The sequence below is a fragment of the Faecalibacterium sp. PGM34 genome (assembly GCF_054456555.1).
Genome location: NZ_CM136898.1, coordinates 2,477,142 through 2,500,515 on the forward strand (window position 1 = coordinate 2,477,142; position 23,374 = coordinate 2,500,515).

The 23,374-nt window shown below is 59.4% G+C and carries 19 protein-coding genes; 2 read left to right on the forward strand and 17 right to left on the reverse strand.

What is annotated here, in order from left to right; translation table 11 throughout:
- Positions 1-189 precede the first annotated feature (189 nt).
- The 6 genes from rsmA to ACXPUX_RS12015 all read right to left on the reverse strand — a co-directional run bounded on the left by rsmA (position 190) and on the right by ACXPUX_RS12015 (position 6,917).
- The gene (gene rsmA, locus ACXPUX_RS11990; protein ID WP_112121500.1) at positions 190-1,041 is read right to left on the reverse strand and encodes a 16S rRNA (adenine(1518)-N(6)/adenine(1519)-N(6))-dimethyltransferase RsmA; all 852 of its coding nucleotides are present in this window, start codon (positions 1,039-1,041) and stop codon (positions 190-192) included.
- Between the two features lie 78 nt (positions 1,042-1,119).
- Positions 1,120-2,484 carry a S41 family peptidase gene (locus ACXPUX_RS11995; RefSeq protein ID WP_458828501.1) on the reverse strand — a complete coding sequence of 455 codons (1,365 nt, stop codon included), beginning with the start codon at positions 2,482-2,484 and terminating at the stop codon, positions 1,120-1,122.
- Between the two features lie 152 nt (positions 2,485-2,636).
- Positions 2,637-4,001, reverse strand: a complete 1,365-nt coding sequence (locus tag ACXPUX_RS12000; protein ID WP_458828502.1) for a murein hydrolase activator EnvC family protein — start codon at positions 3,999-4,001, stop codon at positions 2,637-2,639.
- Positions 4,002-4,020: 19 nt separating this feature from the next.
- Entirely contained in the window at positions 4,021-4,929 is a 909-nt protein-coding gene (locus ACXPUX_RS12005) for a cell division protein FtsX (protein ID WP_458828503.1), read from the reverse strand.
- On the reverse strand, positions 4,926-5,690 hold the full coding sequence (gene ftsE, locus ACXPUX_RS12010; protein WP_458828504.1) for a cell division ATP-binding protein FtsE: 765 nt from the start codon (positions 5,688-5,690) through the stop codon (positions 4,926-4,928). Before ftsE ends, ACXPUX_RS12005 begins: the two co-directional genes overlap by 4 nt.
- Before the next feature lie 141 nt (positions 5,691-5,831).
- The gene (locus tag ACXPUX_RS12015; RefSeq protein ID WP_055185345.1) at positions 5,832-6,917 is read right to left on the reverse strand and encodes a PucR family transcriptional regulator; all 1,086 of its coding nucleotides are present in this window, start codon (positions 6,915-6,917) and stop codon (positions 5,832-5,834) included.
- Between the two features lie 49 nt (positions 6,918-6,966).
- On the opposite strand from ACXPUX_RS12015, the gene ACXPUX_RS12020 reads away from it, so the two are divergent.
- The gene (locus tag ACXPUX_RS12020) at positions 6,967-7,146 is read left to right on the forward strand and encodes a hypothetical protein (RefSeq protein WP_458828505.1); all 180 of its coding nucleotides are present in this window, start codon (positions 6,967-6,969) and stop codon (positions 7,144-7,146) included.
- 35 nt (positions 7,147-7,181) lie between these two features.
- On the opposite strand, the gene ACXPUX_RS12025 is transcribed toward ACXPUX_RS12020, so the two are convergent.
- From ACXPUX_RS12025 to ybaK, 11 genes are all read right to left on the reverse strand, one after another.
- Positions 7,182-7,883: a pseudouridine synthase gene (locus ACXPUX_RS12025; protein ID WP_458828506.1), complete on the reverse strand. Its 702-nt coding sequence runs from the start codon at positions 7,881-7,883 to the stop codon at positions 7,182-7,184.
- A 118-nt stretch (positions 7,884-8,001) separates the two neighbouring features.
- Positions 8,002-9,447 carry an adenylosuccinate lyase gene (gene purB, locus ACXPUX_RS12030; protein ID WP_458828507.1) on the reverse strand — a complete coding sequence of 482 codons (1,446 nt, stop codon included), beginning with the start codon at positions 9,445-9,447 and terminating at the stop codon, positions 8,002-8,004.
- 141 nt (positions 9,448-9,588) lie between these two features.
- Positions 9,589-13,281: a phosphoribosylformylglycinamidine synthase gene (locus ACXPUX_RS12035; protein ID WP_458828508.1), complete on the reverse strand. Its 3,693-nt coding sequence runs from the start codon at positions 13,279-13,281 to the stop codon at positions 9,589-9,591.
- Positions 13,282-13,483: 202 nt separating this feature from the next.
- Positions 13,484-14,788 (reverse strand): phosphoribosylamine--glycine ligase, encoded by a 1,305-nt coding sequence (gene purD / locus ACXPUX_RS12040; protein ID WP_458828509.1) that lies wholly within the window; start codon positions 14,786-14,788, stop codon positions 13,484-13,486.
- 199 nt (positions 14,789-14,987) lie between these two features.
- Positions 14,988-16,169, reverse strand: coding sequence for a phosphoribosylaminoimidazolecarboxamide formyltransferase (locus tag ACXPUX_RS12045; RefSeq protein ID WP_458828510.1), 1,182 nt, complete (start codon positions 16,167-16,169; stop codon positions 14,988-14,990).
- Positions 16,170-16,202: 33 nt separating this feature from the next.
- Positions 16,203-17,003 (reverse strand): IMP cyclohydrolase, encoded by an 801-nt coding sequence (locus ACXPUX_RS12050; RefSeq protein WP_005922296.1) that lies wholly within the window; start codon positions 17,001-17,003, stop codon positions 16,203-16,205.
- A 185-nt stretch (positions 17,004-17,188) separates the two neighbouring features.
- Positions 17,189-17,785, reverse strand: coding sequence for a phosphoribosylglycinamide formyltransferase (gene purN, locus ACXPUX_RS12055; protein ID WP_458828511.1), 597 nt, complete (start codon positions 17,783-17,785; stop codon positions 17,189-17,191).
- Positions 17,779-18,825: a phosphoribosylformylglycinamidine cyclo-ligase gene (gene purM / locus ACXPUX_RS12060; protein WP_458828512.1), complete on the reverse strand. Its 1,047-nt coding sequence runs from the start codon at positions 18,823-18,825 to the stop codon at positions 17,779-17,781. The genes purN and purM overlap by 7 nt, the downstream gene beginning before the upstream one ends.
- A gap of 4 nt (positions 18,826-18,829) precedes the next feature.
- Positions 18,830-20,308 (reverse strand): amidophosphoribosyltransferase, encoded by a 1,479-nt coding sequence (purF, locus tag ACXPUX_RS12065; RefSeq protein WP_005922299.1) that lies wholly within the window; start codon positions 20,306-20,308, stop codon positions 18,830-18,832.
- Between the two features lie 10 nt (positions 20,309-20,318).
- Positions 20,319-20,819 (reverse strand): 5-(carboxyamino)imidazole ribonucleotide mutase, encoded by a 501-nt coding sequence (purE, locus tag ACXPUX_RS12070; RefSeq protein ID WP_458828513.1) that lies wholly within the window; start codon positions 20,817-20,819, stop codon positions 20,319-20,321.
- Between the two features lie 463 nt (positions 20,820-21,282).
- Positions 21,283-21,765: a Cys-tRNA(Pro) deacylase gene (ybaK, locus tag ACXPUX_RS12075; protein ID WP_458828514.1), complete on the reverse strand. Its 483-nt coding sequence runs from the start codon at positions 21,763-21,765 to the stop codon at positions 21,283-21,285.
- Between the two features lie 208 nt (positions 21,766-21,973).
- Here ybaK and aroF point away from each other — a divergent pair, with 208 nt between their 5' ends.
- Entirely contained in the window at positions 21,974-22,987 is a 1,014-nt protein-coding gene (gene aroF / locus ACXPUX_RS12080; protein WP_005922307.1) for a 3-deoxy-7-phosphoheptulonate synthase, read from the forward strand.
- Positions 22,988-23,374 lie beyond the last annotated feature (387 nt).

The following is a 23,374-nucleotide window of genomic DNA, read 5'->3' on the forward strand; positions in this document are numbered from 1 at the left end:
AGTCTCAACGTTGAGTTGAACAGATATCAATTTGCAATCTTCCCCTTCTGAGTAAGGCAAAAGCTGCTACATAGCCATTAAACGCAAAAACCCGGAACCTTTTGAGCCCTTGCGGCTACGAAAAGGTTCCGGGTTTTTTGCGGTCATTTTTTCAGTAAGCCACTGCCCGCCGACCATACTGCTTTCTACTCAGCCCAGTGCCTGCTGGATCTTGGCAAAGTCCTCCAGCGTCAGGGCTTCCGGGCGAATGCGGGCATCAAAGCCTGCGGCCTCAATGGCTGCAATGACCTTCTCCTTGGGCAGGTTCAGCCCGCCTGCAATGGCGTTGGCAGCAGTCTTGCGGCGCTGTCCAAAGGCGGCGCGCACCAGCGCAAAGTAGCCCGCCTCGTCCTCCACCTGCACGGCGGGGGTGGGCCGGATATCCATGCGCACCACGGCGCTGGTCACCTTGGGGGCGGGGTAAAAGCTGCCCGGTGCAGCGGTGAACATCAGCTTGGAGGTGGCGTAGTAGTTCACCGCGCAGCTGATGGCGCTGGAAGCGCGGGTGCCGGGCACGGCGGCCAGACGGTCGGCGGCTTCCTTCTGCACCATAACGGTCAGGCTCTCGATGGGCAGACGGTCGCCCAGCAGCTTCATCACGATGGGGCTGGTGATGTAGTAGGGCAGGTTTGCGCACACTGCCACCGGCATCCCCGGGAACTCCTCGGCAATGAGGGCTTTCAGGTCCACCTTCAGTACGTCCTGCAGCACCAGCTTGAAGTTGTCCACCCCGGCCATGGTCTCGGCCAGCAAGGGCGGCAAACGCTCGTCCACCTCGATGGACACCACCTTGGCTGCGCGCTTTGCCAGCTCCTTGGTCAGCACACCGATGCCGGGGCCGATCTCGATGACACCGTAGCGCTTGTCTACCCCGCTGGCATCCACGATCTTGGTGGGGATGCCCGGGTTGATGATAAAGTTCTGCCCAAAGCCCTTGGAAAGTGCAAAATCGTATTTTTCGCACAGGGCACGGATCACAGAAAGATCGGTCAGCTCCGGCATAGGGTCAATTCCTTTCTCAGAAAAAGGCTGTTGCAGAACGCAGCAGCCTTTTTGGTGTTATGGTTCAAATCTTGGGGCTCACTCCGCTGCGCTTGCAGCAGCTCCCGGCTCAGACGCGGCAGTCTCGGCTTCGGCAGTCTCCCCTTCTGCATTCTCTGCGGGGGCGGTATCGTCTGCTGCCGCAGACGCAGCGGTACTGTCCGCTGCGGCGGCAGAGCTTGCGCCTGCCAGCGTGGTGGTGCCGCTCAGCTGCTGTGCAGCGCTGACTGCGCGCTGCACCTGCGGGTCGGTCTGGGGAGTATAGTCGTAGAAGTTCGTAGCTTCCTCTGCGCTCAGGGCGCGCTCCACGTCCACCGTCAGACCGGCGCCGTCAAAGCAGCTGCCGTCGCCGCAGACCAGCTTTGCCACGGTGATGACCACGGCACTGCCGTCCGACAGGCGCTGCGGGCTGCTCTGGATCGTGCCCTTGCCCATGGTGGTGGTACCCACCAGACGGGCACCATTCATGGTGCGCAGGGTGGCTGCGAACAGCTCGGCTGCGCTGGCGGTGTTGCCGTTGACCAGACAGACCATCGGCAGGCTGATGGAGCTTTCGGCATCGCTGCTGCCGATGACGGTGCGATTGCCGTTTTTATCCTCAGCGTAGGCCACCGTACCCTCCGGGGCGATCAGGTCGATGCAATTTACAGCATCTTCCAGAATGCCGCCGCCGTTGTCCCGCAGGTCAAATACCAGACTGGCCGCGCCGTTTGCGGTCAGGGTACGCAGGGCGTAGTCCAGCTCGCTGGGGGTGGTGCCGTCGAATTGACGGATGCGGATGTAGCCCACATTGTCCAGCAGCTGGTAGTCCACGGTAGTGCTGGTGTAGCCAGAATGGGTCAGCTCAGCCGTTTTGCTGGCGGCAGAACTATCCAGCCATGTCACGGTAACGGTGGTGCCAGCCTCGCCTTGCAGAGCCTTGTACACGGCATCTGCGCCGGACAGGCTCTTGACATCGGTATCGCCCACAGTGGTGATATAGTCACCCACGGCGATGCCCGCCTCCTGCGCGGGAGAGCCGTCGTAGACACGGGTCACCTTGGCGTAGCCGGTCTGGTCGATGCCAAGCTCCACACCGATGCCCAAAATCTTGCCGCTCTGGATGTTCATCAGCTCGGTGTAGGCGTTGGCGGTGTAGTAGCGGGCGTACTTGTCGCCCGTACCCAGCAGATAACCGGCGGTCAGGCGGTCGTACAGCATCGTCTCGTCGATGGTGTAGTAATCGTTGCTGCGGACGTAGCGGTCCACCTCAGCGATCTTGTTGTACATACTTTCCTTTTCTTTTACGCTGTTGACCGTGCTGTCGAACAGACGCATGGCGATGAGCATCGTGATGGAAAAGGTCACGGTCATGGCAAGGATCACGATAGTGACCGCCATACCCAAAGAAATTTTACGGTTCATGGTTTTTTCCTCCCGGTCAGAGCAGCAGCATCATAAGGATGCTGCCCAGCAGCGAGAGTACAAACACCCCTGCCAGAACCAGACAGCCGATGCGCAGCACGCGCTTGCGTTTTTGTTCGTTCATAGATCAACCAGACTCCTTGCGTTGCTTGTTAGTTGTGCGGGATGGGGATGCAGCTGCGGGGGTTCACGGCGTTGGCCTTGGAGCCGCCCTTCCACACCTCCAGATGCAGGTGGTTGCCGGTAGAATTGCCGGTGCTGCCCACATAACCGATCAATTCGCCCTGCTTCACATACTTGCCTGCACTGGTAGCCACCGAGCGCATGTGCGCGTACAGGGTGGTATAGGTATTGCCATCGGACATTTTGCCGTGGTAGATGATAACGTAGTTGCCATAGCCGCCGGTGAACCAGCCTGCCACCTGCACATAGCCGCTGGCGGCTGCGTAGATGGGCGTGCCGCCGGCTGCCGCAAAGTCGATGCCGGCATGGAGTTTGTTCACGCCGGAAACGGGGTTCTTGCGCCAGCCGTACTCACTGGAGATGCGGCTATAACTCTTCAGCGGGCAGGCAAAGCCGCTAAAGCTCAGCTGCGGCTTGCTGGCAGAGGCTGCTGCGATCAGCTTTTGGATCTCCTTTTTCACGGCCTCGTAGTTCATCTCGTCGGACTCGATGGCCGCCTGCGCCTTCTGCTGCGCCGCCTGTGCCTCGGCAGCGGAAAGCTGTGCCGCATAGATGCTGCTGTTCAGCTCGCTCTGCTTACCCTTCATCTGGGCGTTCTGGCTGTCCAGCTCGCTCTTCTGGCTTTGCAGCTCTGCCTTCTCGGCTTCCAGACCGGCTTTCTGCTCTTCCAGCGCGGCCTTATCGTCCTCCAGCCCCTGCTTGGCGGACTTCATGTTGTTCATGATCTCGGTGTCCTTGATGGAGATATCCTGCATCACCTCGTTAAAGGTAAGCAGCTCGTACAGGTCGTTCACCGCGCTGAGCATGGCCACGCTGCCGCCGTCCCGCAGCTCCTGCATGGCAGCCATGTGCTTTTTGAAATCGTCCCACTGGTCGTCGATCTCGGTCTGTTTTTGCTCGATCTGGGTCTGCTTGTCCGTGATCTGGGTCTGCATCACAGCGATCTGCTGTTCCTTTTCGCCGATGCTGTTCTGCACTGCGGCGATCTGACCGCCGAGCACACTGATCTGATCCTGCAGAACGGTGACCCGCTCCTTCAGCTCACTTTCCAGCGCCTTTGCGGCAGATTCCTTCTTTTTGGCGTCCGACAGCTCCTTTTTGTGCTGGTTGATGGACTGGGAAAGCTTATCCAGCTTGCTCTGCAAGCTGGCCATGCTGGTGCTATTGGTAGCTGCCGAGGCCGGGTACACCGTAGCTGTCAGCAGCAGGCAGACACAGGCCAGCCCAAGGCTGACCGCACGGATCAGCTTGCTGCGGGGGCTTTCCGGCCGGGCATGCCGACCGGTATAAGGGCCTGTGAGCCGGAAGGGCTTTGCGTGCATTGCTTTACTCATAAAACGCGGCTCCTTTCGGTCACACATTCAGATGTTTGCGGATAGAGAACATACTGCCCACGCCGCCTACGATGGCACCGCTGAGCAGGCTTGTTACCACGATGGTCGGCAGCACGTTTGCCACCGGCACCAGTGCGCGACCCATGAGCATCTGCCAGATGCCGCCCAAGCCACCGGCGGCGTTGACCACATAGGTGTAGCAGCCAAGGCTGACCGCTGCGGTCAGGATACCGGAGATCAGACCCATGGTCAGACCCTCCACAAAGAAAGGCAGGGTGACCATGCGGTTGGTGGCACCCACATACTTCATGATCTCGATCTCGCGGCGGCGGGCAAAAACGCTCAGGCGGATGGTACTGCCCACTGTGATGATGCTGACCACCATCAGCACCAGCACGATCATGCGGCCGCCCTTGGTGACGGCTTTCTGGATCTCCACAAAGATATTGGTCATCTCCACCGGGGCGGTAACGCTGACAACACCCGGGATGGCCTGCATCTTCACGCTCATGCTCTCCATTTGGGTCAAGTCGCTCAGGGTGACCCGGTAGTTGGCCTTAAAGGGGTTGTCGGTCTCAAATTCATCCCACAGGGAGGAATAATCCTGCATGTAGCCGCGGTAGGTGTCGAGCACATCCTGTTTGGAAACGTACTGCACCCCGCTGACCCCCGGCATAGCCGAAAGGGTCTCGCCTACCTGCGCGGCGGTGGCATCATCGCATGCGGGGTCCAGATAGACCACAGTCTCATTCTGGCTGCCCAGATAGGCTACCATGCTGCCCACGTTCACCTCGGCCAAGCTGGCAAAGATGTTCAAGGTCATACACACGCTCAAAGAGGCGATGCAGGCAATGGTCATGGCCCAGTGCTTGCCCAGGTTGCGCACACCGCGCCGGGTGAGGAAGAAGAAGGTAGAGGGACGCATCATACGACAGCCACCTCCTTTTTCGCAGCGGGCGCATCGTCCGCATCAAAGGCGGCAACATCCAGCGAAAGATCGTCCTCGGCGGCAGCCACAGGGTCTGCGGGCACGTCCGAGATGATGCGTCCATGACTCAGGGTGACCACACGCTGATGGAAGCGGTGCACCAGCTCGTGCTCATGGGTGACCACCAGCACCGTAATGCCCATTTTGCTCACCCGCTCCAGCAGCTGCATCATTTCCTGGCTCAGCTCCGGGTCAATGTTGCCGGTGGGCTCGTCCGCGATGACCAGCTTGGGGTTATGTACCAGCGCACGCGCCACAGCCACACGCTGCTGCTCGCCGCCGGAAAGGGTATCCGGGTAGCACTTGGCCTTATCCTCCAGATGCACCAGCTCCAGAATGTACTCCACGCGGGGACGGATCTCCTTGCGGGGCACATTGAGCACATGCATGGCAAAGGCCACGTTCTCGTATACGGTCATGCTGGGGATCAGCCGGAAGTCCTGAAAGATGATGCCCATCTGACGGCGCAGGTAAGGGATCTTATGGCGGCGCAGCTTGGCAACATCCTTACCCAGCACGGTCACCTTGCCGGAGGTAGGCAGTGCCTCCCGCAGGATCAGCTTGAGCAGGGTGGATTTGCCCGCGCCGGAGTGCCCCAGCAGAAAGACGAACTCGCCTTCGTCCACATGGAGGTTGATATCCTCCAGTGCAAGGCGTCCGCCCTTTTTATATTCTTTGGAAACGTGTTCAAAATCGATCATGGAATCGTATTAGCTCCTGACATCAAGATTTTTGACGGTCAAGACAACCCGTCCGCAGCCAACACTGCAAAAAGAACCGGCCAGCATCGGTTTCGAGCGGCCGGTTCGGCGCCAGCGGGGCAACGCCCGCACAGCGGAATATCAGTATTTGGCCGGGTTGTTGGACAGGTACTTCTTGACCATCAGCGCTACCTTAAAGACGATAGCATCGTCGAACTCACGCAGATCCAGGCCGGTCAGCTTTTTGATCTTTTCCAGACGATACACCAGCGTATTGCGGTGCACAAACAGGCCGCGGCTGGTCTCGGACACATTCAGGTTGTTCTCAAAGAAGCGCTGGATGGTGAACAAAGTCTCCTGATCCAGGCTTTCAATGCTGCCCTGCTTGAACACCTCGCGCAGGAACATCTCGCACACGGTGGTAGGCAGCTGGTAGATCAGACGAGCAATGCCCAGGTTATCGTAGCGGATGATCTGCTTTTCGGTATCGAACACCTTGCTCACTTCCATGGCGATCTGGGCTTCCTTAAAGGAGGTAGCCAGATCCTTCACATTGGCAATAGGGGTGCCAATGCCGACCACGGCCTTGATGTAGTGCTCGCCGGAGAGGGTATCCACAATGCTGGCAGCCAGCTTTTCCATATCGGTGCGGTCGATGCCCTTGCGGATCTCCTTGACCAGCACGGTGTCGGTCTCGCTGATATTGAACACAAAGTCCTTCTGCTTATCGGGGAACAGGCTGCTGACCACATCGTAGGCAGAGATATCGCCGCCGCTGATCACCCGCACGATGAACACCACGCGGGAGACATCGGTGGCAAAGTGCAGCTCCCGTGCCTTGGCGTAGATATCGCCGGGCAGGATGTTGTCCAGCACCACGTTCTTGATAAAGTTGGACTTATCGAACTTTTCGTCGTGGTACTGCTTGATGCTCTGCAGGCTGATAGCCAGCACACCGGCAAACTGCCCCGCAGTCTCATCGGCACCCTCCACGAACACGGCATAATCGTTATGCTTGGCGTTGGAGAACTGCTGATAAGTATAGCCGTCGCGCACAAAGCGGTCGCCTGCGTTCAGGCGCTCGGCCATATAGCCCTCGCGCACCTCGCCGATCAGGTTCAGCTCCGAGCAGGAAATGACAGCGCCGGTCTCATCCACAACGCCGACCACCCGATTGATCGCGTCCTTCATCTGGTAGATCACGCTTTGAAATACTCTATTGGCCATAAATGGATACCCCTTTTCCTCGTTTGTGCAAGCCGCGGCGGCATGGGTTGTGATTTTAAACAATTTAGCCGCATTACAATCTATATTTTACACAAAAGAATTTACTTTTGCAACAGATTTCAACAAAAAAAATAATTCTTTCTTGTTAAAATTATCTTTCGGGGCCATTTTTTGCCAAAAAAGTGCCTTTTTGCGTGGTTCTTACCGTTATTTTACCGATAAATTGTGATACATTTTTGAAAACCGCGTGAAAAGCGCAGCATTTTATCTGGTAATTTTTGCCACTTCTTCGTCAGAAAGCTCCCGCCACTGCCCCGGGGCAAGCTGCGCATCCAGTGCAAGGCCGCCAATGGCCTCCCGGTGCAAAGCATTCACCCCAGCACCGTACACACCGAACATCCGTTTGATCTGGTGGTACACCCCCTGCCGCAGCACCACCCGCACGGTGCACCCATCCGGGGAAAGGGCGGTCACCTCGGCGGGCGAAAGGGCGGTGCCGTCCGCCAGCGTGACCCCCGCCGCAAAGCCGGTGCGCATCTCCTGCGTGAGCGGGGTGTCGATGGTCACAGTGTAGGTCTTGGAAACATGGTGCCGGGGGGACAGGATATCGTGGGCAAAGCCGCCGTCATCGGTCAGCAGCACAAAGCCGGTGCTGGTCTTATCCAGCCGGCCTGCCGGGAACAGCTCCCGCCGGGGGTAGGCGTCCCCTATCAAGTCCACCACAGTGGTGTCCCGCTTATCGGTAGAAGCGCTCACCACCCCCTCGGGCTTATTGAGCATGAGGTAAACGAATTTCTGATAGCGCAGCGGCGCGCCGTCCACTGCCACGGTGTCGGTCTCCTTCAGCTGGGTGTCCCCTTTTTTGCACACCGTGCCGTTTACCTGCACGCGCCCCTTTGCCAGCATAGTTTTGGCCTCGCTGCGGGTGCACTGGGCAGTTTCGGCCAGATATTTATCCAATCGCATAAGCGGTTCTCCTTTGTAAATGATGCCCTCAGTGTAACATGACAGACAAGATCGTGCAAGGCACAAACGCAAAAAGGAGAAGCCCGCGGGCTTCTCCTTTTTGCAATTGATCTTGTTATCAGACGCTCAGGGAGGCGTGCTGCTCCACATCCTCAGGGTCAGCATCAAAGATGGGCTGCAGGACGTTGGCGATGAACTCCTCCACCTGCTGGGGTGCACGGCCCACAAAGTTCTCCGGCACCAGCCTTGCCACAATTTCCTCGCGGGTCAGGCCAAAGGCCGGGTCTGCGGCAATGCGGTCCACCATATCGTTGGGCAGGCCCTCTTCCTTAACCTGCTTACCGGCGGCGATGGCGTGCTGACGCAGGCGCTCGTGCAGCTCCTGACGGTTGCCGCCCTTTTCCACAGCCTGCATCATGATGTTCTCGCTGGCCATGAAGGGCAGCTCGGCCATCAGGCGGCTGCGCACCACCTTGGGGTACACCACCAGACCATCCGTGACGTTGAGCATGATGTTCAGGATGGCGTCAGTGGCAAGGAAGCCCTCTGCCATAGCCACGCGCTTGTTGGCGCTGTCGTCCAGCGTGCGCTCAAACCACTGGCTGCCGGTGGTAAAGCTGGGGTTCAGCACATCCACCATCAGGTAGCGGGCAAGGGCGCAGATGCGCTCGCAGCGCATGGGGTTGCGCTTATAGGGCATAGCGGAGGAACCGATCTGGTTCTTCTCAAAGGGTTCCTCCATCTCCTTGAAGTTCGCCAGCAGGCGCAGGTCGGTGGCAAACTTCATGCAGCTCTGGCCAATACCGGCCAGCGCGTTCAGGATAAAGGCATCCACCTTGCGGCTGTAGGTCTGGCCGGACACCGGCACAACGGCCTTGGGGTCAAAGCCCATCTCCTTTGCAATGGAAGCATCCACAGCGCGGATCTTGTCGGCATCGCCCTTGAACAGCTCCATAAAGGAAGCCTGCGTACCGGTGGTGCCCTTGACACCGCGCAGCTGCAGGGTAGCCAGACGATGGTCGATCTCGGCCAGATCCATCACCAGTTCGTTGGCCCACAGGGTAGCACGCTTGCCCACGGTGGTGGGCTGTGCAGGCTGGCAGTGGGTGTAGGCCATGCAGGGCATATCCTTGTACTCCTTGGCAAAGTGTGCCAGCTTTGCCAGCACACCCACCAGCTTTTTGCGCACCAGCTCAAGGCCCTGCCGCATCACGATGATGTCGGTGTTATCGCCCACATAGCAGCTGGTGGCACCCAGATGGATGATGCCTGCTGCCTTGGGGCACTGCTGACCGTAGGCGTAGACGTGGCTCATGACGTCGTGGCGCACCAGCTTTTCCCGCTCGATAGCCACTTCGTAGTTGATATCGTCCACATGAGCTTCCAGCTCGGCTACCATGTCCGGGGTGATGTTGGTCAGGCCCTGATTCATTTCGGCACGAGCCAGCGCCACCCACAGCCGCCGCCAAGTGCGGAACTTGTTGTCGTCCGAGAAGATGTACTGCATCTCATCGGAAGCGTAGCGGGTGGAAAAAGGGCTGATATAGCGATCATGCTGTGACATTGGTTGTTTCCTCCTGAAAGTAACTCCCCCAGTCGCCTTCCGGCGACAGCCCCCTCGAAGAGGGGGACTTTCAGCCTCCCTCTCCGAGGGAGGTGGCATCGCGCCAGCGATGACGGAAGGAGCTTTTTCTCTATTCTACCATCAAACCTTGAAATAGTCCACGCCGCCCTCAAAGATCGGCTGGTATTTATCGCCGGTGACGTTCTTGTACAGGTACTCGCCGCTGCGCTCCGAGTGACCCATCTTGCCGAACACGCGGCCGTCCGGGCTGGTGATGCCCTCGATGGCCAGCACAGAGCCGTTGGGGTTGAAGCGCTGATCCATGGTGGGCACACCGGTCAGATCCACATACTGGGTAGCTACCTGACCGTTGCGCAGCATGGTGTCCAGCACCTCCTGCGGAGCCACAAAGCGGCCCTCGCCGTGGCTGATGGCAATGGTGTGCATCTCGCCCACCTCACACTTGCTGAGCCACGGGCTGCCAGTGGAAGCCACACGGGTGTGCACCAGCATGCTCTGGTGACGGCCGATGGTGTTGAAGGTCAGGGTGGGGTCGCAGGCAGTGATGGGACGGATATCGCCGTAGGGCACCAGACCCAGCTTGATCAAAGCCTGGAAGCCGTTGCAGATGCCCAGCATCAAGCCGTCGCGCTGCTGCAGCAGACGGCGCACAGCCTCGGTGACCGCAGGGTTGCGGAAGAAGGAGGCGATGAACTTGGCGCTGCCGTCCGGCTCGTCGCCGCCGGAGAAGCCGCCGGGCAGCATGACGATCTGGCTTGCGTCAATGGCCTTGACCAGTGCCTCGCAGCTCTCGGCAACATCGGCGGGGGTCAGGTTGCGCACCACCAGAATCTCGGGGTCGGCACCGGCGCGGGCAAAGGCCTTGGCGGTGTCGTACTCGCAGTTGGTGCCGGGGAACACCGGGATGATGACCTTGGGCTTTGCCACACCGATCTTGGGTGCGGCGGGAGCGGTCAGGCTGCCGTTGATCTTCTCCACGGCAGAACCGGCCTTGCGGTAGGGATACACAGGCTCCAGCTTGCTCTCCCAGATCTCCTGCAGCTCGGCCATATCCAGCTTTTCACCGCAGGACTCAAAGGTGTACTCCTTGGTGGTCTCACCCAGCAGCATACCGGCGGGAGAATCGGACACCATTTCCAGAATGATGGAGCCGTACATAGGCTCAAACATCTCGTGGGTGGTCATGTTGGCACGCATCTTGAAGCCGATGCGGTTGCCCAGACCCATCTTGAACAGTGCCTCGGCAATGCCGCCGTAGCCCACGGAGCAGGCAGAAGCGACCATGCCTTCTTCGATCATGTTCTCCACGATCTTGTAGTTGGCCTTCAGGGAGAAGAAGTTGGGGCAGCCGGTCTCCGGGTCAATGATGGGACGGACGAGCACCACAGTGCTCTCCGGCTTCTTGAACTCGGTAGAAACTACGCGGCTTGCCTTGCCGATGGCAGTGGCAAAGGACACCAGCGTGGGGGGCACATCCAGCTGCTCAAAGGAGCCGGACATACTGTCCTTGCCGCCGATGGAGGCAATGCCCAGACCGATCTGCGCATCCAGTGCGCCCAGCAGGGCAGCCAGTGGCTTGCCCCAGCGCTCGGGCTTATTGCCCAGACGCTCGAAGTACTCCTGGAAGGTCAGGTAAGCGTCCTCGTAGCGGAAGCCGGTGGCGACCAGCTTGGTCACGCTCTCAATAACGGCCAGCCGTGCGCCCACATACTGGTTGGCGCTCATCAGGTAGGGGTTATAGCCCCATGCCATACCGGAGCAGGTGGTGGTCTCGCCGTCCACCGGCAGCTTTGCTACCATGGCGTTCTGGGGGGTCAGCTGGTATGCACCGCCAAAGGGCATGAGCACGGTGGCTGCACCGATGGTGGAGTCGAACCGCTCGGAAAGGCCCTTCTTGCTGCAGACGTTCAGGTCGCCCACCATGGACTTCATCTTCTGGCTGAAGGTCAGGCCTGCCCACTGGGGCTGCCAGACGCTGCCCTTTTCCACATGGACGTTCTGGTGCTTCTCTGCACCGTTGGAGTTCAAAAACTCGCGGCTGATGTTCACGATGGAAACGCCGTTCCACACCATGTTCAGGCGCTTTTCCTCGGTAACCTTCGCCACAGGGGTAGCCTCGAGGTTCTCCTCGGTGGCAATGGCGATGAACTTGTCCACATCCTCCGGGGCAAGAGCCACAGCCATGCGCTCCTGGCTCTCGCTGATGGCCAGCTCGGTGCCGTCCAGACCCTCGTACTTCTTGGTGACTTTGTTCAGGTCGATGTACAGGCCATCGGCCAGCTCGCCGATGGCAACGGAAACGCCGCCGGCACCAAAGTCGTTGCAGCGCTTGATCATCTTGCAGGCGTCCTCGCGGCGGAACAGGCGCTGCAGCTTGCGCTCGATGGGCGCATTGCCCTTCTGCACCTCAGCACCGCAGTGCTCAAGGCTGTCCAGCTTGTGTGCCTTGGAGGAGCCGGTAGCGCCGCCGATGCCGTCACGGCCGGTGCGGCCGCCCAGCAGCACGATCACATCGCCGGGAGCGGGGCACTCGCGGCGGACGTGGGAAGCAGGGGTAGCGCCCACAACAGCGCCGATCTCCATGCGCTTTGCCACATAACCGGGGTGGTAGATCTCGTCCACCTGACCGGTAGCCAGACCGATCTGGTTGCCGTAGGAGGAGTAACCGGCGGCTGCGGTGGTGACCAGCTTGCGCTGGGGCAGCTTGCCGGGCATGGTCTCGCTGACCGGCTTGAGCGGGTCGCCTGCGCCGGTGACACGCATAGCCTGATAGACGTAGCTGCGGCCGGACAGCGGGTCGCGGATGGCACCGCCGATGCAGGTAGCCGCGCCGCCGAAGGGCTCGATCTCGGTGGGGTGGTTGTGGGTCTCGTTCTTGAACAGGAACAGCCAGTCCTCGTCCTTGCCGTTGACATCGCACTTGATCTTAACGGTGCAGGCGTTGATCTCCTCAGACTCGTCCAGATTCTTCAGGATGCCCTGCTTCTTCAGCTCCTTGGCACCAATGGTGGCAAGGTCCATCATGCAGCGGGGCTTGTTCTCACGACCCAGCTCGGTACGCATGGCCATGTAGCGGTCAAAAGCTTCCTGCACCACGGCGTCGTCGATCTGCACATCGTCCAGAATGGTGCCGAAGGTGGTGTGGCGGCAGTGATCGGACCAGTAGGTGTCGATCATCTTGATCTCGGTGATGGTGGGGTCGCGCTGCTCGGTGCGGAAGTACTCCTGACAGAACTTGATGTCCCCCAGATCCATGGCCAGACCCTTTTCCTCGATGAACTTGGCAAGGCCAGCCTCATCCAGCTGGTTGAAGCCCTCCAGCACTGCCACGGCAGCGGGCACGGGGTAATCCATCTTCAGGGTCTCTTTGGTCTCCAGAGAAGCCTCGCGAGCCTCCACGGGGTTGATGACATACTTCTTGATCTCGGCCACCTGCTCGGGGGTCAGAGCGCCCTCCAGCAGGTAGACGCGGGCAGAGCGCACCAGCGGGCGCTCGCCCTGACTGATGAGCTGGATGCACTCGGCAGCAGAGGCTGCGCGCTGGTCGAACTGACCGGGCAGATACTCCACCGCGAAGGACACGCCCTCGGCAGCGGGCAGCTCTGCGTAGGTGTTATCTACCGGCGGCTCGCTGAACACGGTGCTGACGCACTGGTTGAACAGTGCCTCGTCGATGCCTTCCACATCGTAGCGGTTCAGCAGGCGCAGACCGGTCAGGTCCTTGATGCCCAGCAGGCTGGTGAGCTCGTTTTTCAGACCGTTTGCCTCGACATCAAAGCCGGGCTTTTTTTCCACATAAATACGATAGACCATTGGGTAGGTTCCCCCTTTGTATTCTTTGAACCGACCCTCTCAGTCACGGCTTTCGCCGTGCCAGCTCCCCCGAAAGGGGGAGCTTTTTCTGCTGACGGAAAGGACTGCGTTCGATGGAAAGCATAGGCTTATCCATTTTCTCGCATAAAGCTCCCCCCTCGGGGGAGCTGTCGCCGTCAGGCGACTGAGAGGGTTCTCTTACTTACTGCTTCTCTGCCAGCGCTTTCAGGGCACGCAGTCCGATATCGCTGCGCTTATGCAGCTTTTCAAAGCTGATCTTTTCGGCTGCTTCGTAGGCGTGGCTCAGGGCGTTGGTCAGACGCGGGCCGGTGGCGGTAACGCCCAGCACGCGGCCGCCGTTGGTCACCAGCTGTCCGTCCTCGGTGATGGCAGTACCGGAATGGTACACCGTCACGTTCTCCTCGCCGGGCAGCTGGCCGTCCACAAGGCCGGAGATGGGCTTGCCCTTCTCGTAGGCCACGGGGTAACCGCCGGAAGCCAGAATGACGCAGGCCGCAGCGCCATCGGAGAACTTGACCTCCTGCTGTGCCAGCGTGCCGTCGGTACAGGCCTGCATGATGTGCAGCAGGTCGCTTTCCAGCAGCGGCAGCACCACCTGCGTTTCGGGGTCGCCGAAGCGGCAGTTATACTCGATGACCTTGGAACCGTCCGGGGTGAGCATGAGGCCGAAGTACAGGCAGCCCTTGAAGGGGCAGCCCTCGGCGTTCATAGCGCGGATGGTGGGCAGGAAGATCTTTTCCATGCACTCCGCAGCCACTTCCGGGGTGTAGTAGGGGTTGGGGGCAATGGTGCCCATGCCGCCGGTGTTCAGGCCGGTATCGTGGTCGTTGGCGCGCTTATGGTTCATGCTGGAGACCATGGGCTTGACCACCTTGCCGTCCGTAAAGCTCAGCACGCTGACCTCCGGCCCGGTGAGGAACTCTTCCACCACCACATGATTGCCGGATGCGCCGAACTTTTTGTCCAGCATGATCTCCTTGACACCCTCAGCGGCCTGCTGCTCGTTTTCGCAGATGAGCACGCCCTTGCCCAGTGCAAGGCCGTCTGCCTTGATGACCACCGGGTACTTGCCCTCGGCGCGGATGTAATCCATGACCTTGGCGGGGTCATCGAAGGTCTCGTACTTTGCGGTGGGGATGCCGTATTTCTTCATCAGATCCTTGGAGAACACCTTGGAAGCCTCGATGCGTGCAGCGGCCTTGTCCGGGCCAAAGGCGGGGATGCCCACCTTTGCCAGCGCGTCCACCATGCCCAGTGCAAGGGGGTCGTCCTGCGCCACCACAACGTAATCGAACTTTTCTTCCACTGCAAAGCCTACCATGGTATCCACATCGGTAGCTTTGATGTTTTTGCACTTGGCGTCATAGCTGATGCCGCCGTTGCCCGGTGCGCACCAGATCTCGCCGCAGTCAGGGCTCTTTTTCAGTGCCTTGATGATGGCGTGCTCGCGGCCGCCGCCGCCCACTACCAGAATTTTTTCAGCCATATCATTCACCTTCCCGTTTTTGAATGACCCTCTCAGTCATTGCTGCGCAATGCCAGCTCCCCCGAAGGGGGAGCTTTTTCCGCTGACGGCAGGTGCCGCGTTCAGCGGAAGGAGCATTCCTGCCCGTTTTCCCGCATAAAGCTCCCCCCTCGGGGGAGCTGTCGCCGTCAGGCGACTGAGAGGGTTCGTTCCTTTTTCCTTAGTGATGGAACAGCCGCAGGCCGCAGAAGGCCATGGCGATGCCGTACTTGTTGCAGGTGTCGATGACCTGCTGGTCGCGGATGGAGCCGCCGGGCTGCACGATGGCAGTCACGCCGGAGCGGCGGGCGCGCTCGATGTTGTCACCGAAGGGGAAGAAGGCGTCCGAGCCAAGGCACACACCGGTCACCTTGCTGAGGTAAGCCTTCTTTTCCTCGGCGGTCAACGGCTCAGGCTGGCGGGTGAAGGTCTCGGCCCAGACGTCATCACCAATGACATCCTCCGGGGTATCGCCGATGTAAACATCAATGGCGTTGTCGCGGTTGGGCTTTGCCACATCGTCACGGAAGGGCAGGTTCAGCACCTTGTCCATGTGGCGCAGCTGCCAGTTTTCGGCCTTCTGACCGGCCAGACGGGTGCAGTGGATGCGGCTCTGCTGGCCTGCGCCCACGCCGATGGTCTGACCGTTGTAGGTGTAGCACACGCTGTTGGACTGGGTGTACTTCAAAGTAATCAGGGCAATGATGAGGTCACGCTTCTGCTCCTCGGTCACGTCCTTATTCTCGGTGACCCAGTTGTTCAGCATGGTGTCGGCGTTGATGACCAGCTCGTTGCGGCCCTGCTCGAAGGTGATGCCGTACACCTGCTTGTGCTCGATGGGAGCGGGCTGATAGGCGGGGTCGATAGCGACCACGTTGTAGTTGCCCTTCTTTTTGCCAGACAGGATGGCCAGTGCCTCCGGCTCGTAGCCCGGGGCGATGATGCCGTCGGACACTTCGTGCTGGATCAGCTTTGCGGTGGGCACATCGCAGATGTCAGACAGGGCGATCCAATCGCCGAAGGAGGACATGCGGTCTGCGCCGCGGGCGCGGGCGTAGGCACAGGCCAGCGGAGAAAGCTCTGTCTCCGGGGCAATGTGGTACATCCGGCGCTCCACCTCGGTCAGGGGCAGACCCAGTGCTGCGCCCGCCGGGGAAACATGCTTGAAGGAAGCCGCTGCGGGCAGACCGCAGGCGTTTTTCAGTTCCTTGACCAGCTGGATGGAGTTGAGGGCATCCAGAAAGTTGATGTAGCCGGGCTTGCCGTTCAGCACGGTAACGGGCAGGTCGGAGCCATTTTCCATATAAATGCGGCTGGGCTTCTGGTTGGGGTTGCAGCCGTACTTCAGTGCGAGTTCATTCATTGGTGCATCCTCCTTATATCCTAAGGTTTACTCTTATTCTTCCTCGGCGTCAAGCTTTTTGAGCAGTTCCAGCTCCTCGGGCAGCAGCTCCGGCTCCTCGGGGTCGTCAAAGTCGCTGCAAACGGGGTCGTACTTGTTGAAGATCATATCGCCGCTCTCGCCGGTGTCCAGATCAATAACGCGGGCAAACAGGCTCACCTTGTTGTCCAGATTCAGGCTGCTCCACATATCGTGGGCAAAATCGCCGATGGTGCGGGGGCAGGCAAAGCGCAGCGGCTCGCCCTCAAAGCTGGGGATGGGGTTGCCATTGTGCTTGTAGGTGCTGATGAAGTGACCCTCGCCTGCAACGGGCTGGGGATAATCAAAGAAATAGCGCTGCACACTGTCGCCGTTGCCGTCGGCAGACTTGAGGATGCTCATCTGGTAGCTGCCGTCGGCGTACACCACAGCGGAGATGCGGGGGGTGTAGTTGGGGCCGTCCGGCTCAAAGGTGCGGGTGCGCAGGGCATCGGCAAAGCTCTTGCCCTGACTCATCAGGTCGTAGATGGTATCGGTCTGGTCGCCGTTGGTCACGATATGGGTCTTGCCAAGGGTCAGCACCGGATTGTAAATGATCAGGCTGGGGTCCTCCAGCTTTGCGGGGTCGGCTGCAACGGTGCAGATGCCGCCGCGCTCGGGCACGGGGTCAAACACGCGGTTGCGGCTGTTCTCGCTGCGGCCCATGATAAAGTAGCCGATAAACATCTGCCGTCCGTCCGGTGCCATTGCCACAGCAATGCCGCGGCCGGGGTACTCGTTGGAGGCCAGATACTCGTTCAGGTTGATCTTTTCCATTGTTGTTCTCCCTTGCATTTTTGTTTTCAAAGAGCAACTCTCGGCTCCCCCTTTGGGGGAGCTGGCGCGTCAGCGCCTGAGAGGGCGAACCTCTTTGCGGAGGCAACTTCCCCGCCCTCTCCGTCACGGCTTACGCCGTGCCACCTCTCCCAAAGGGAGAGGCAAGAACAACGCTCTGCAAGCTTTCAGCGGATCTCTCCGCTGCACACCATAGCCACCGCCTTGGGCAGCAGCTTCCATTCAGCCTGTTCCATCACCCGCTTCTGCAGCACCTCGGGGGTATCGCCGGGCAGGATGTCCACGGCCTTCTGCAGCAGGATGGGCTCGCCGTCGCACTCCTCGTTGACAAAGTGAACGGTAGCGCCGGTCACCTTGCAGCCCCGGGCCAGTGCGGCCTCGTGGGGACGCAGGCCGTACATGCCCGGCCCGCAGAAGGAAGGGATCAGCGCGGGGTGCACGTTCAGGATGCGGCGCGGATAGGCCGCGATGACGCTGGGGCCCAGCACGGACAGAAAGCCCGCCAGCACCACCAGATCAATGTTGTGCGCCCGCAGTGTTTCCAGCAGCGCAGCGTCAAATTCCTCGCTGGTGGCGTAGTCCTTGCGGCGCACCACGCAGCCTTCCACACCGGCCTTTGCAGCGCGTTCCAGCGCAAAGACGCCGGGCTTGGAGGCCACTACCAGCGTAATTTTACCATTGGGGTTCTCGCCCCGGGCCTCGCTGTCCAGCAGCGCCTGCAGATTGGTGCCGCCGCCGGACACTAACACGGCAATGTTCAGCACAGCTCCACGCCCTCACCTTCTGCGATGACGCCCAGACGGTAGGCCTCCGGCTCGCCATTGGCGTGCAGGATCTCCAGTGCCTTGTCGGCCTGCTCGGCGGGCACAGTGAGCACCATGCCCACGCCCATGTTGAAGGTGTTGAACATATCGTGCTCGGAGATGCCGCCCACCTTCTGCATCAGGTGGAACAGAGCGGGGGTGCGCACATCTGCCTTGTTGATGCGGGCGCAGCAGCCCTTCTTCAGGCTGCGGGGGATATTCTCGTAGAAGCCGCCGCCGGTGATGTGGGAGATGCCCTTGACCTGCACCTCTTCCAGCACCTTCAGCACAGGCTTGACGTAGATCTTGGTGGGAGCCAGCAGCACCTCGCCAAGGGTCTTGCCGCCCAGCTCGGCGGGGGTGGAGAGCAGCACATCGGGGTCGGCGTCGATGTTGAACACCTTGCGCACCAGCGAGAAGCCGTTGGAGTGCACACCGGTGGAGGGCAGAGCGATGATCACGTCACCTGCCGCCATGGTCTCGTTGTTCAGGATCTTTTCCTTGTCCACAACGCCCACGGTGAAACCGGCCAGATCGTACTCGTCCTCCGGCATCATGCCCGGGTGCTCGGCAGTCTCGCCGCCTACCAGTGCACAATCGGCCTGCACGCAGCCCTCGGCCACGCCCTTGACGATGTTGGCGATCTTTTCCGGCACGTTGCGGCCGCAGGCGATATAATCGAGGAACACCAGCGGCTTTGCACCGGCGCAGATGACATCGTTGACGCACATGGCCACGCAGTCGATGCCGATGGTGTCGTGCTTATCCATGATCATGGCCACCTTCAGCTTGGTGCCCACACCATCGGTGCCGGAGATCAGCACCGGGTGCTTGTAACCGGTGCAATCCAGCTCAAACAGGCCGCCAAAGCCGCCCAGACCGCCGATGCAGTGCTCGTTCATGGTACGGGCGACATACTGCTTCATCAGCTCCACAGAGCGGTAACCGGCGGTAATGTCCACGCCTGCTGCGGCGTAGCTTTCAGAATAGCTCTTTTCCATGTTCTTACTCTCCTAACTTTTTGGCGTCCTTGGGACGGTCGTTCAGGTGACGGTCGTGAATATCGGTAGAAAGCACACTTTCCGGCTCTACGGCATACTCGCCGGTAAAGCAGGCAGTGCAGAAACCGCATTTTGCGTTTTTGGCAAGCTGGACAACGTGCTCGTTGGACAAATAGCCCAGCGTATCGGCGCCGATGACCTCGTTGATCTGCTCCAGCGTGCGGCCGGTGGCCACCAGCAGCTTCTGATCCGGGATATCGGTGCCGAAGTAACACGGATACTTAAAGGGAGGTGCAGAGACCATAAAGTGCACCTCGGCAGCACCAGCATCCCGCAGCAGCTTGATGATGCGGGCAGAGGTGGTGCCGCGTACGATGGAGTCATCCACCAGCACCACGCGCTTACCCTTGACGGTGCTGGACACCACGTTCAGCTTGATGCGCACGCTGTTCTCGCGCTGCTTCTGGCTGCCCTGAATAAAGGTGCGGCCGATGTATTTGTTCTTGATGAAGCCGATGCCGTAGGGGATGCCGCTCTCCTGCGAGTAGCCCAGGGCGGCATCCAGACCGGAATCCGGCACGCCGATGACCACATCGGCCTCCACCGGGTGCTCCTGTGCAAGGAAGCGGCCTGCCTGCTTGCGGGCCTCGTGCACCGAGCTGCCCTCGATGACGCTGTCCGGGCGGGCAAAGTAGATGAACTCGAACACGCACATCTGGGTGTCCGGGCGGCCGCAGTGATCCTTGATGCTGCGCAGCTCGCCGGTCTTGGTATCCACTACCACGATCTCGCCGGGCTCCACGTCCCGCAGCAGAGAAGCGCCGGTGGCATCCAGTGCGCAGCTTTCGCTGGCAAAGACGTAGCCGCCGCCGGGCAGGGTGCCGATGCACAGGGGACGGTAGCCCCGGGGGTCGCGCACCGCGATGAGCTTGGTGGCAGACATGATCACAAGGCTGTATGCACCCTCCAGCACGTCCATGGTCTTGCTGATGGCAGTCTCGATGCTGCCCATGCGCAGACGGTTGCGGGTGATGAGGTAGCAGATGACCTCGGTATCCGAGGAGCCGTGGAAGATCGCGCCCTCGTTTTCCAGCTGGCGGCGCAGCTCCACGGCGTTGGTCAGGTTGCCGTTGTGGCACAGCGCCATGGTGCCGCGGCCATGCCGGACGATCATGGGCTGGGCGTTGGCGCGGACGCGGGTGCCGGCAGTGGCGTAGCGCACATGACCGGTGGCCATGTGTGCCGTGGTAGTGGACAGGCTTGCCAGCACCTCCGGGGTGAACACCTCGTTCACAAGGCCCAGATCCCGGTGGCCGGTGATCACGCCGTCATCGTTGACGGCGATGCCGCAGCTCTCCTGCCCGCGGTGCTGCAGCGCATACAGGGCCGAATAAGCCGCTGCGGCCACATCCTCGGTACCGGCACGGTCGTAGATGCCGAAAACGCCGCACTCCTCATGCAGCGGATATGCAAAATCAGACATTGGTTCTCCTTTACAGCTCGTTCAGTTCGTTCTGCAGCTTTTCTTCCTTGGCTGCGATCTGCTGTGCCATGGCCACGCGCTCGGCTTCCAGCTTTTCAGCCAGTGCATCATCGCTCAGTGCCAGGATCTCAGCAGCCAGCCATGCGGCGTTCTTGGCACCGTTCAGCGCCACAGTCGCCACCGGGATGCCGCTGGGCATCTGCACGGTAGCCAGCAGCGCGTCCAAGCCATCCATCGCGCCGCCCTTCATGGGGATGCCGATGACCGGCAGGGTGGTGTTGGCGGCAAAAGCACCTGCCAGATGTGCTGCCATGCCTGCCGCGCACAGGATGACGCCAAAGCCGTTGGCCTTTGCGCTTTTTGCAAAGGCTGCTGCCTCGGCGGGGGTGCGGTGTGCCGAAAGGATGTGTGCCTCAAAGGGGATGTCCAGTGCCTTCAGCTGGGCGCAGGCACCCTTGACCACCGGCCAATCGCTGTCCGAACCCATGATCACTGCCACTTTACGAATCATTTTCCAAAGCCTCTCTTTCTCAACTGTCCAACAAGACCGACAAACAAAAAAGGCTGCGGTACACCTGTACCACGGCCTTTATTTCCGGTTTTTCTGTCCGCGCATTTTGCACAAGGCTGCACCATGCCCCTGATTGCAGTGAATGTGACCCCATTCCATGCGACCCGGCACCAGCAGCATCATTGAAGTTTCCCTCCGCAGTTTCCTGTGCAAGCGTTTTTTCAGGCGGCGATGCAAGCCCGATTTTTGGGCCATCGTCCCTGTACTAAATACAGTTTACGGCAAAAAAACCGCTTTGCAAAGAGCGTTTGGGTAAATTCTCCCTTGTGTTCCCATGCCGTCAAAAAACTTTTGAAAGTTTTGTGCAGTTTCGCCATCCTTTTTCTTTTTAAGTATGACTTATGCAGCAAGTATATTTTATGTAAAGGCTGTGTTGATGTATCCCAGATATGGAGCAGGATTTTTAAAAAATGATCTTTGCGGTGGCAGCGCGGGCAGCGCGGATCAGATCTGCCGGGGCGCAGCACACCTGCGTGCCGATGCGCCCACCGGAAACGTAGACCTTCTGCTGGGTCAGCACGCTTTCGTCAAAGACGGTGTGGTACTGCTTTTTCATGCCCACCGGGCTGCAGCCGCCCCGCACATAGCCGGTCACCTTGTTGATCTCCGCCACATGGATCATTGCCACGCTCTTTTCGCCCACGCTGCGGGCAGCGGCCTTTAAATCCAGCTCTGCCGCCACCGGAATGACGAACACAAAGTAGTTTTTGCTGCTGCCCTGCGTTACCAGCGTCTTGTAAACGCAGGCGGGGTCCTCGCCCATGCTGGCGGCTACGGTCACACCGTCCACCGCCACCCCCTCCTCGTGGGGGTACTCGTGGGCGGTGTAGGCCACCTTTTCCCGTTCCAGAATGCGCATTGCGTTGGTTTTAGCTTCTTTTCCCATTGTTATTCCCTCTTTTACATTTGCTTTGTTTCTATTCTACCACTTTTTCTGAAAAAATTCAAAATTTCTCTTGACTTCAGTTTCATGAAGTGATATCATAGCGTCACGCACTTCAGAGTACTGAAGTTTGACATTGCAAGCTGCGGCAAAGGAGCCGGTCTCCCTCGCCGTTTCACACGATAGGAAAAGGCAAAGGAGACAAAACACTATGATCATCGTACTCAAACAGGATGCACCCGACGTACAGGTACGCGAGTTCTGCCACGAGCTGGAAGATATGGGCTTGCAGATCAACGATTCCAAGGGCAGCGACACCCATATTCTGGGTCTGATCGGCGATACCAAGGCCATTGCGGAAAGCTGGGTGCTGGCAAACCCGGTGGTAGAGACCTGCCGCCGCGTGTCCGAGCCCTACAAAAAGGCCAACCGCAAGTTCCACCCGGACGACAGCGTTATCGATGTGGAGGGCGTCAAGATCGGCGGCGGCAACTTTGCAGTCATCGCCGGGCCGTGCAGCATTGAGAGTGAGGAGCAGATCACCTACTGCGCGCAGCGGGTAAAGGCGGCAGGCGCTTCCCTGCTGCGCGGCGGTGCGTTCAAGCCCCGCACCTCCCCCTACTCCTTTCAGGGTATGCGCAGCGAGGGCCTGGACCTGCTCAAGCTGGCGCGCCGCGCCACCGGTTCGCCCATTGTGACCGAGATCATGAACACCGAGCACCTGCCCTTGTTTGAAAACGTAGACCTCATTCAGGTAGGCGCCCGCAATATGCAGAACTTTGAGCTGCTCAAGGCTGTTGGCCGCCAGAAAAAGCCGGTGCTGCTCAAGCGCGGCCTTGCCAACACGCTGGAAGAGTTCGTGATGAGCGCCGAGTACATCATGGCAGAGGGCAACGAGAATGTCATCCTGTGCGAGCGCGGCATCCGCACCTTTGAGACCAGTATGCGCAACACGCTGGACCTTGCCGGTGTGGTCATGCTGCACAAGATGACCCATCTGCCGGTGGTGGTGGACCCCAGCCATGCCTGCGGCCACGCATGGATGGTGCCGGAGCTGGCCAAAGCTGCGGTCGCCGCCGGTGCAGACGGTCTGATGATCGAGGTGCACAACAACCCCGCCAAGGCCAAGTGCGACGGCGCACAGAGCCTGACCCCCGACCAGTTCGATGAACTGATGCAGTTCATCGGCAAAGAGGTGGAGTTCTTCGGCAAAAAAATGAACTGAGACCTATTACACCTTTAATAGTACAACCTCTGTGCCGGAACAAAAAAGAAGAGCTGACCAATTTTGTAAAGTCTATAAAAAATAGCGTACACAGAATTTTCAACCTTGACAGTTGTTTCCAGAATAACTATAATAGATTTGAGCAAAAAAACATACCACCACACCAACATTTTTGGGAGGTATTATGGAAATGGATCGTTGCAGTAAAAAGAATTGCCTTTCTATCTCCCCACCGTTGGAGGTTTCTTTACAGCGTATCAAGCGCCGTTCACACTGTCGTATTCCACCGGAGGAAATACTCCGTGAACCGGTCGCTTGCGGATGGAATGCTGTAAAGCATATGTGTGCAAGTGGTGTTTTCCACCCCTGAGGGAATAGAGGGGTTTA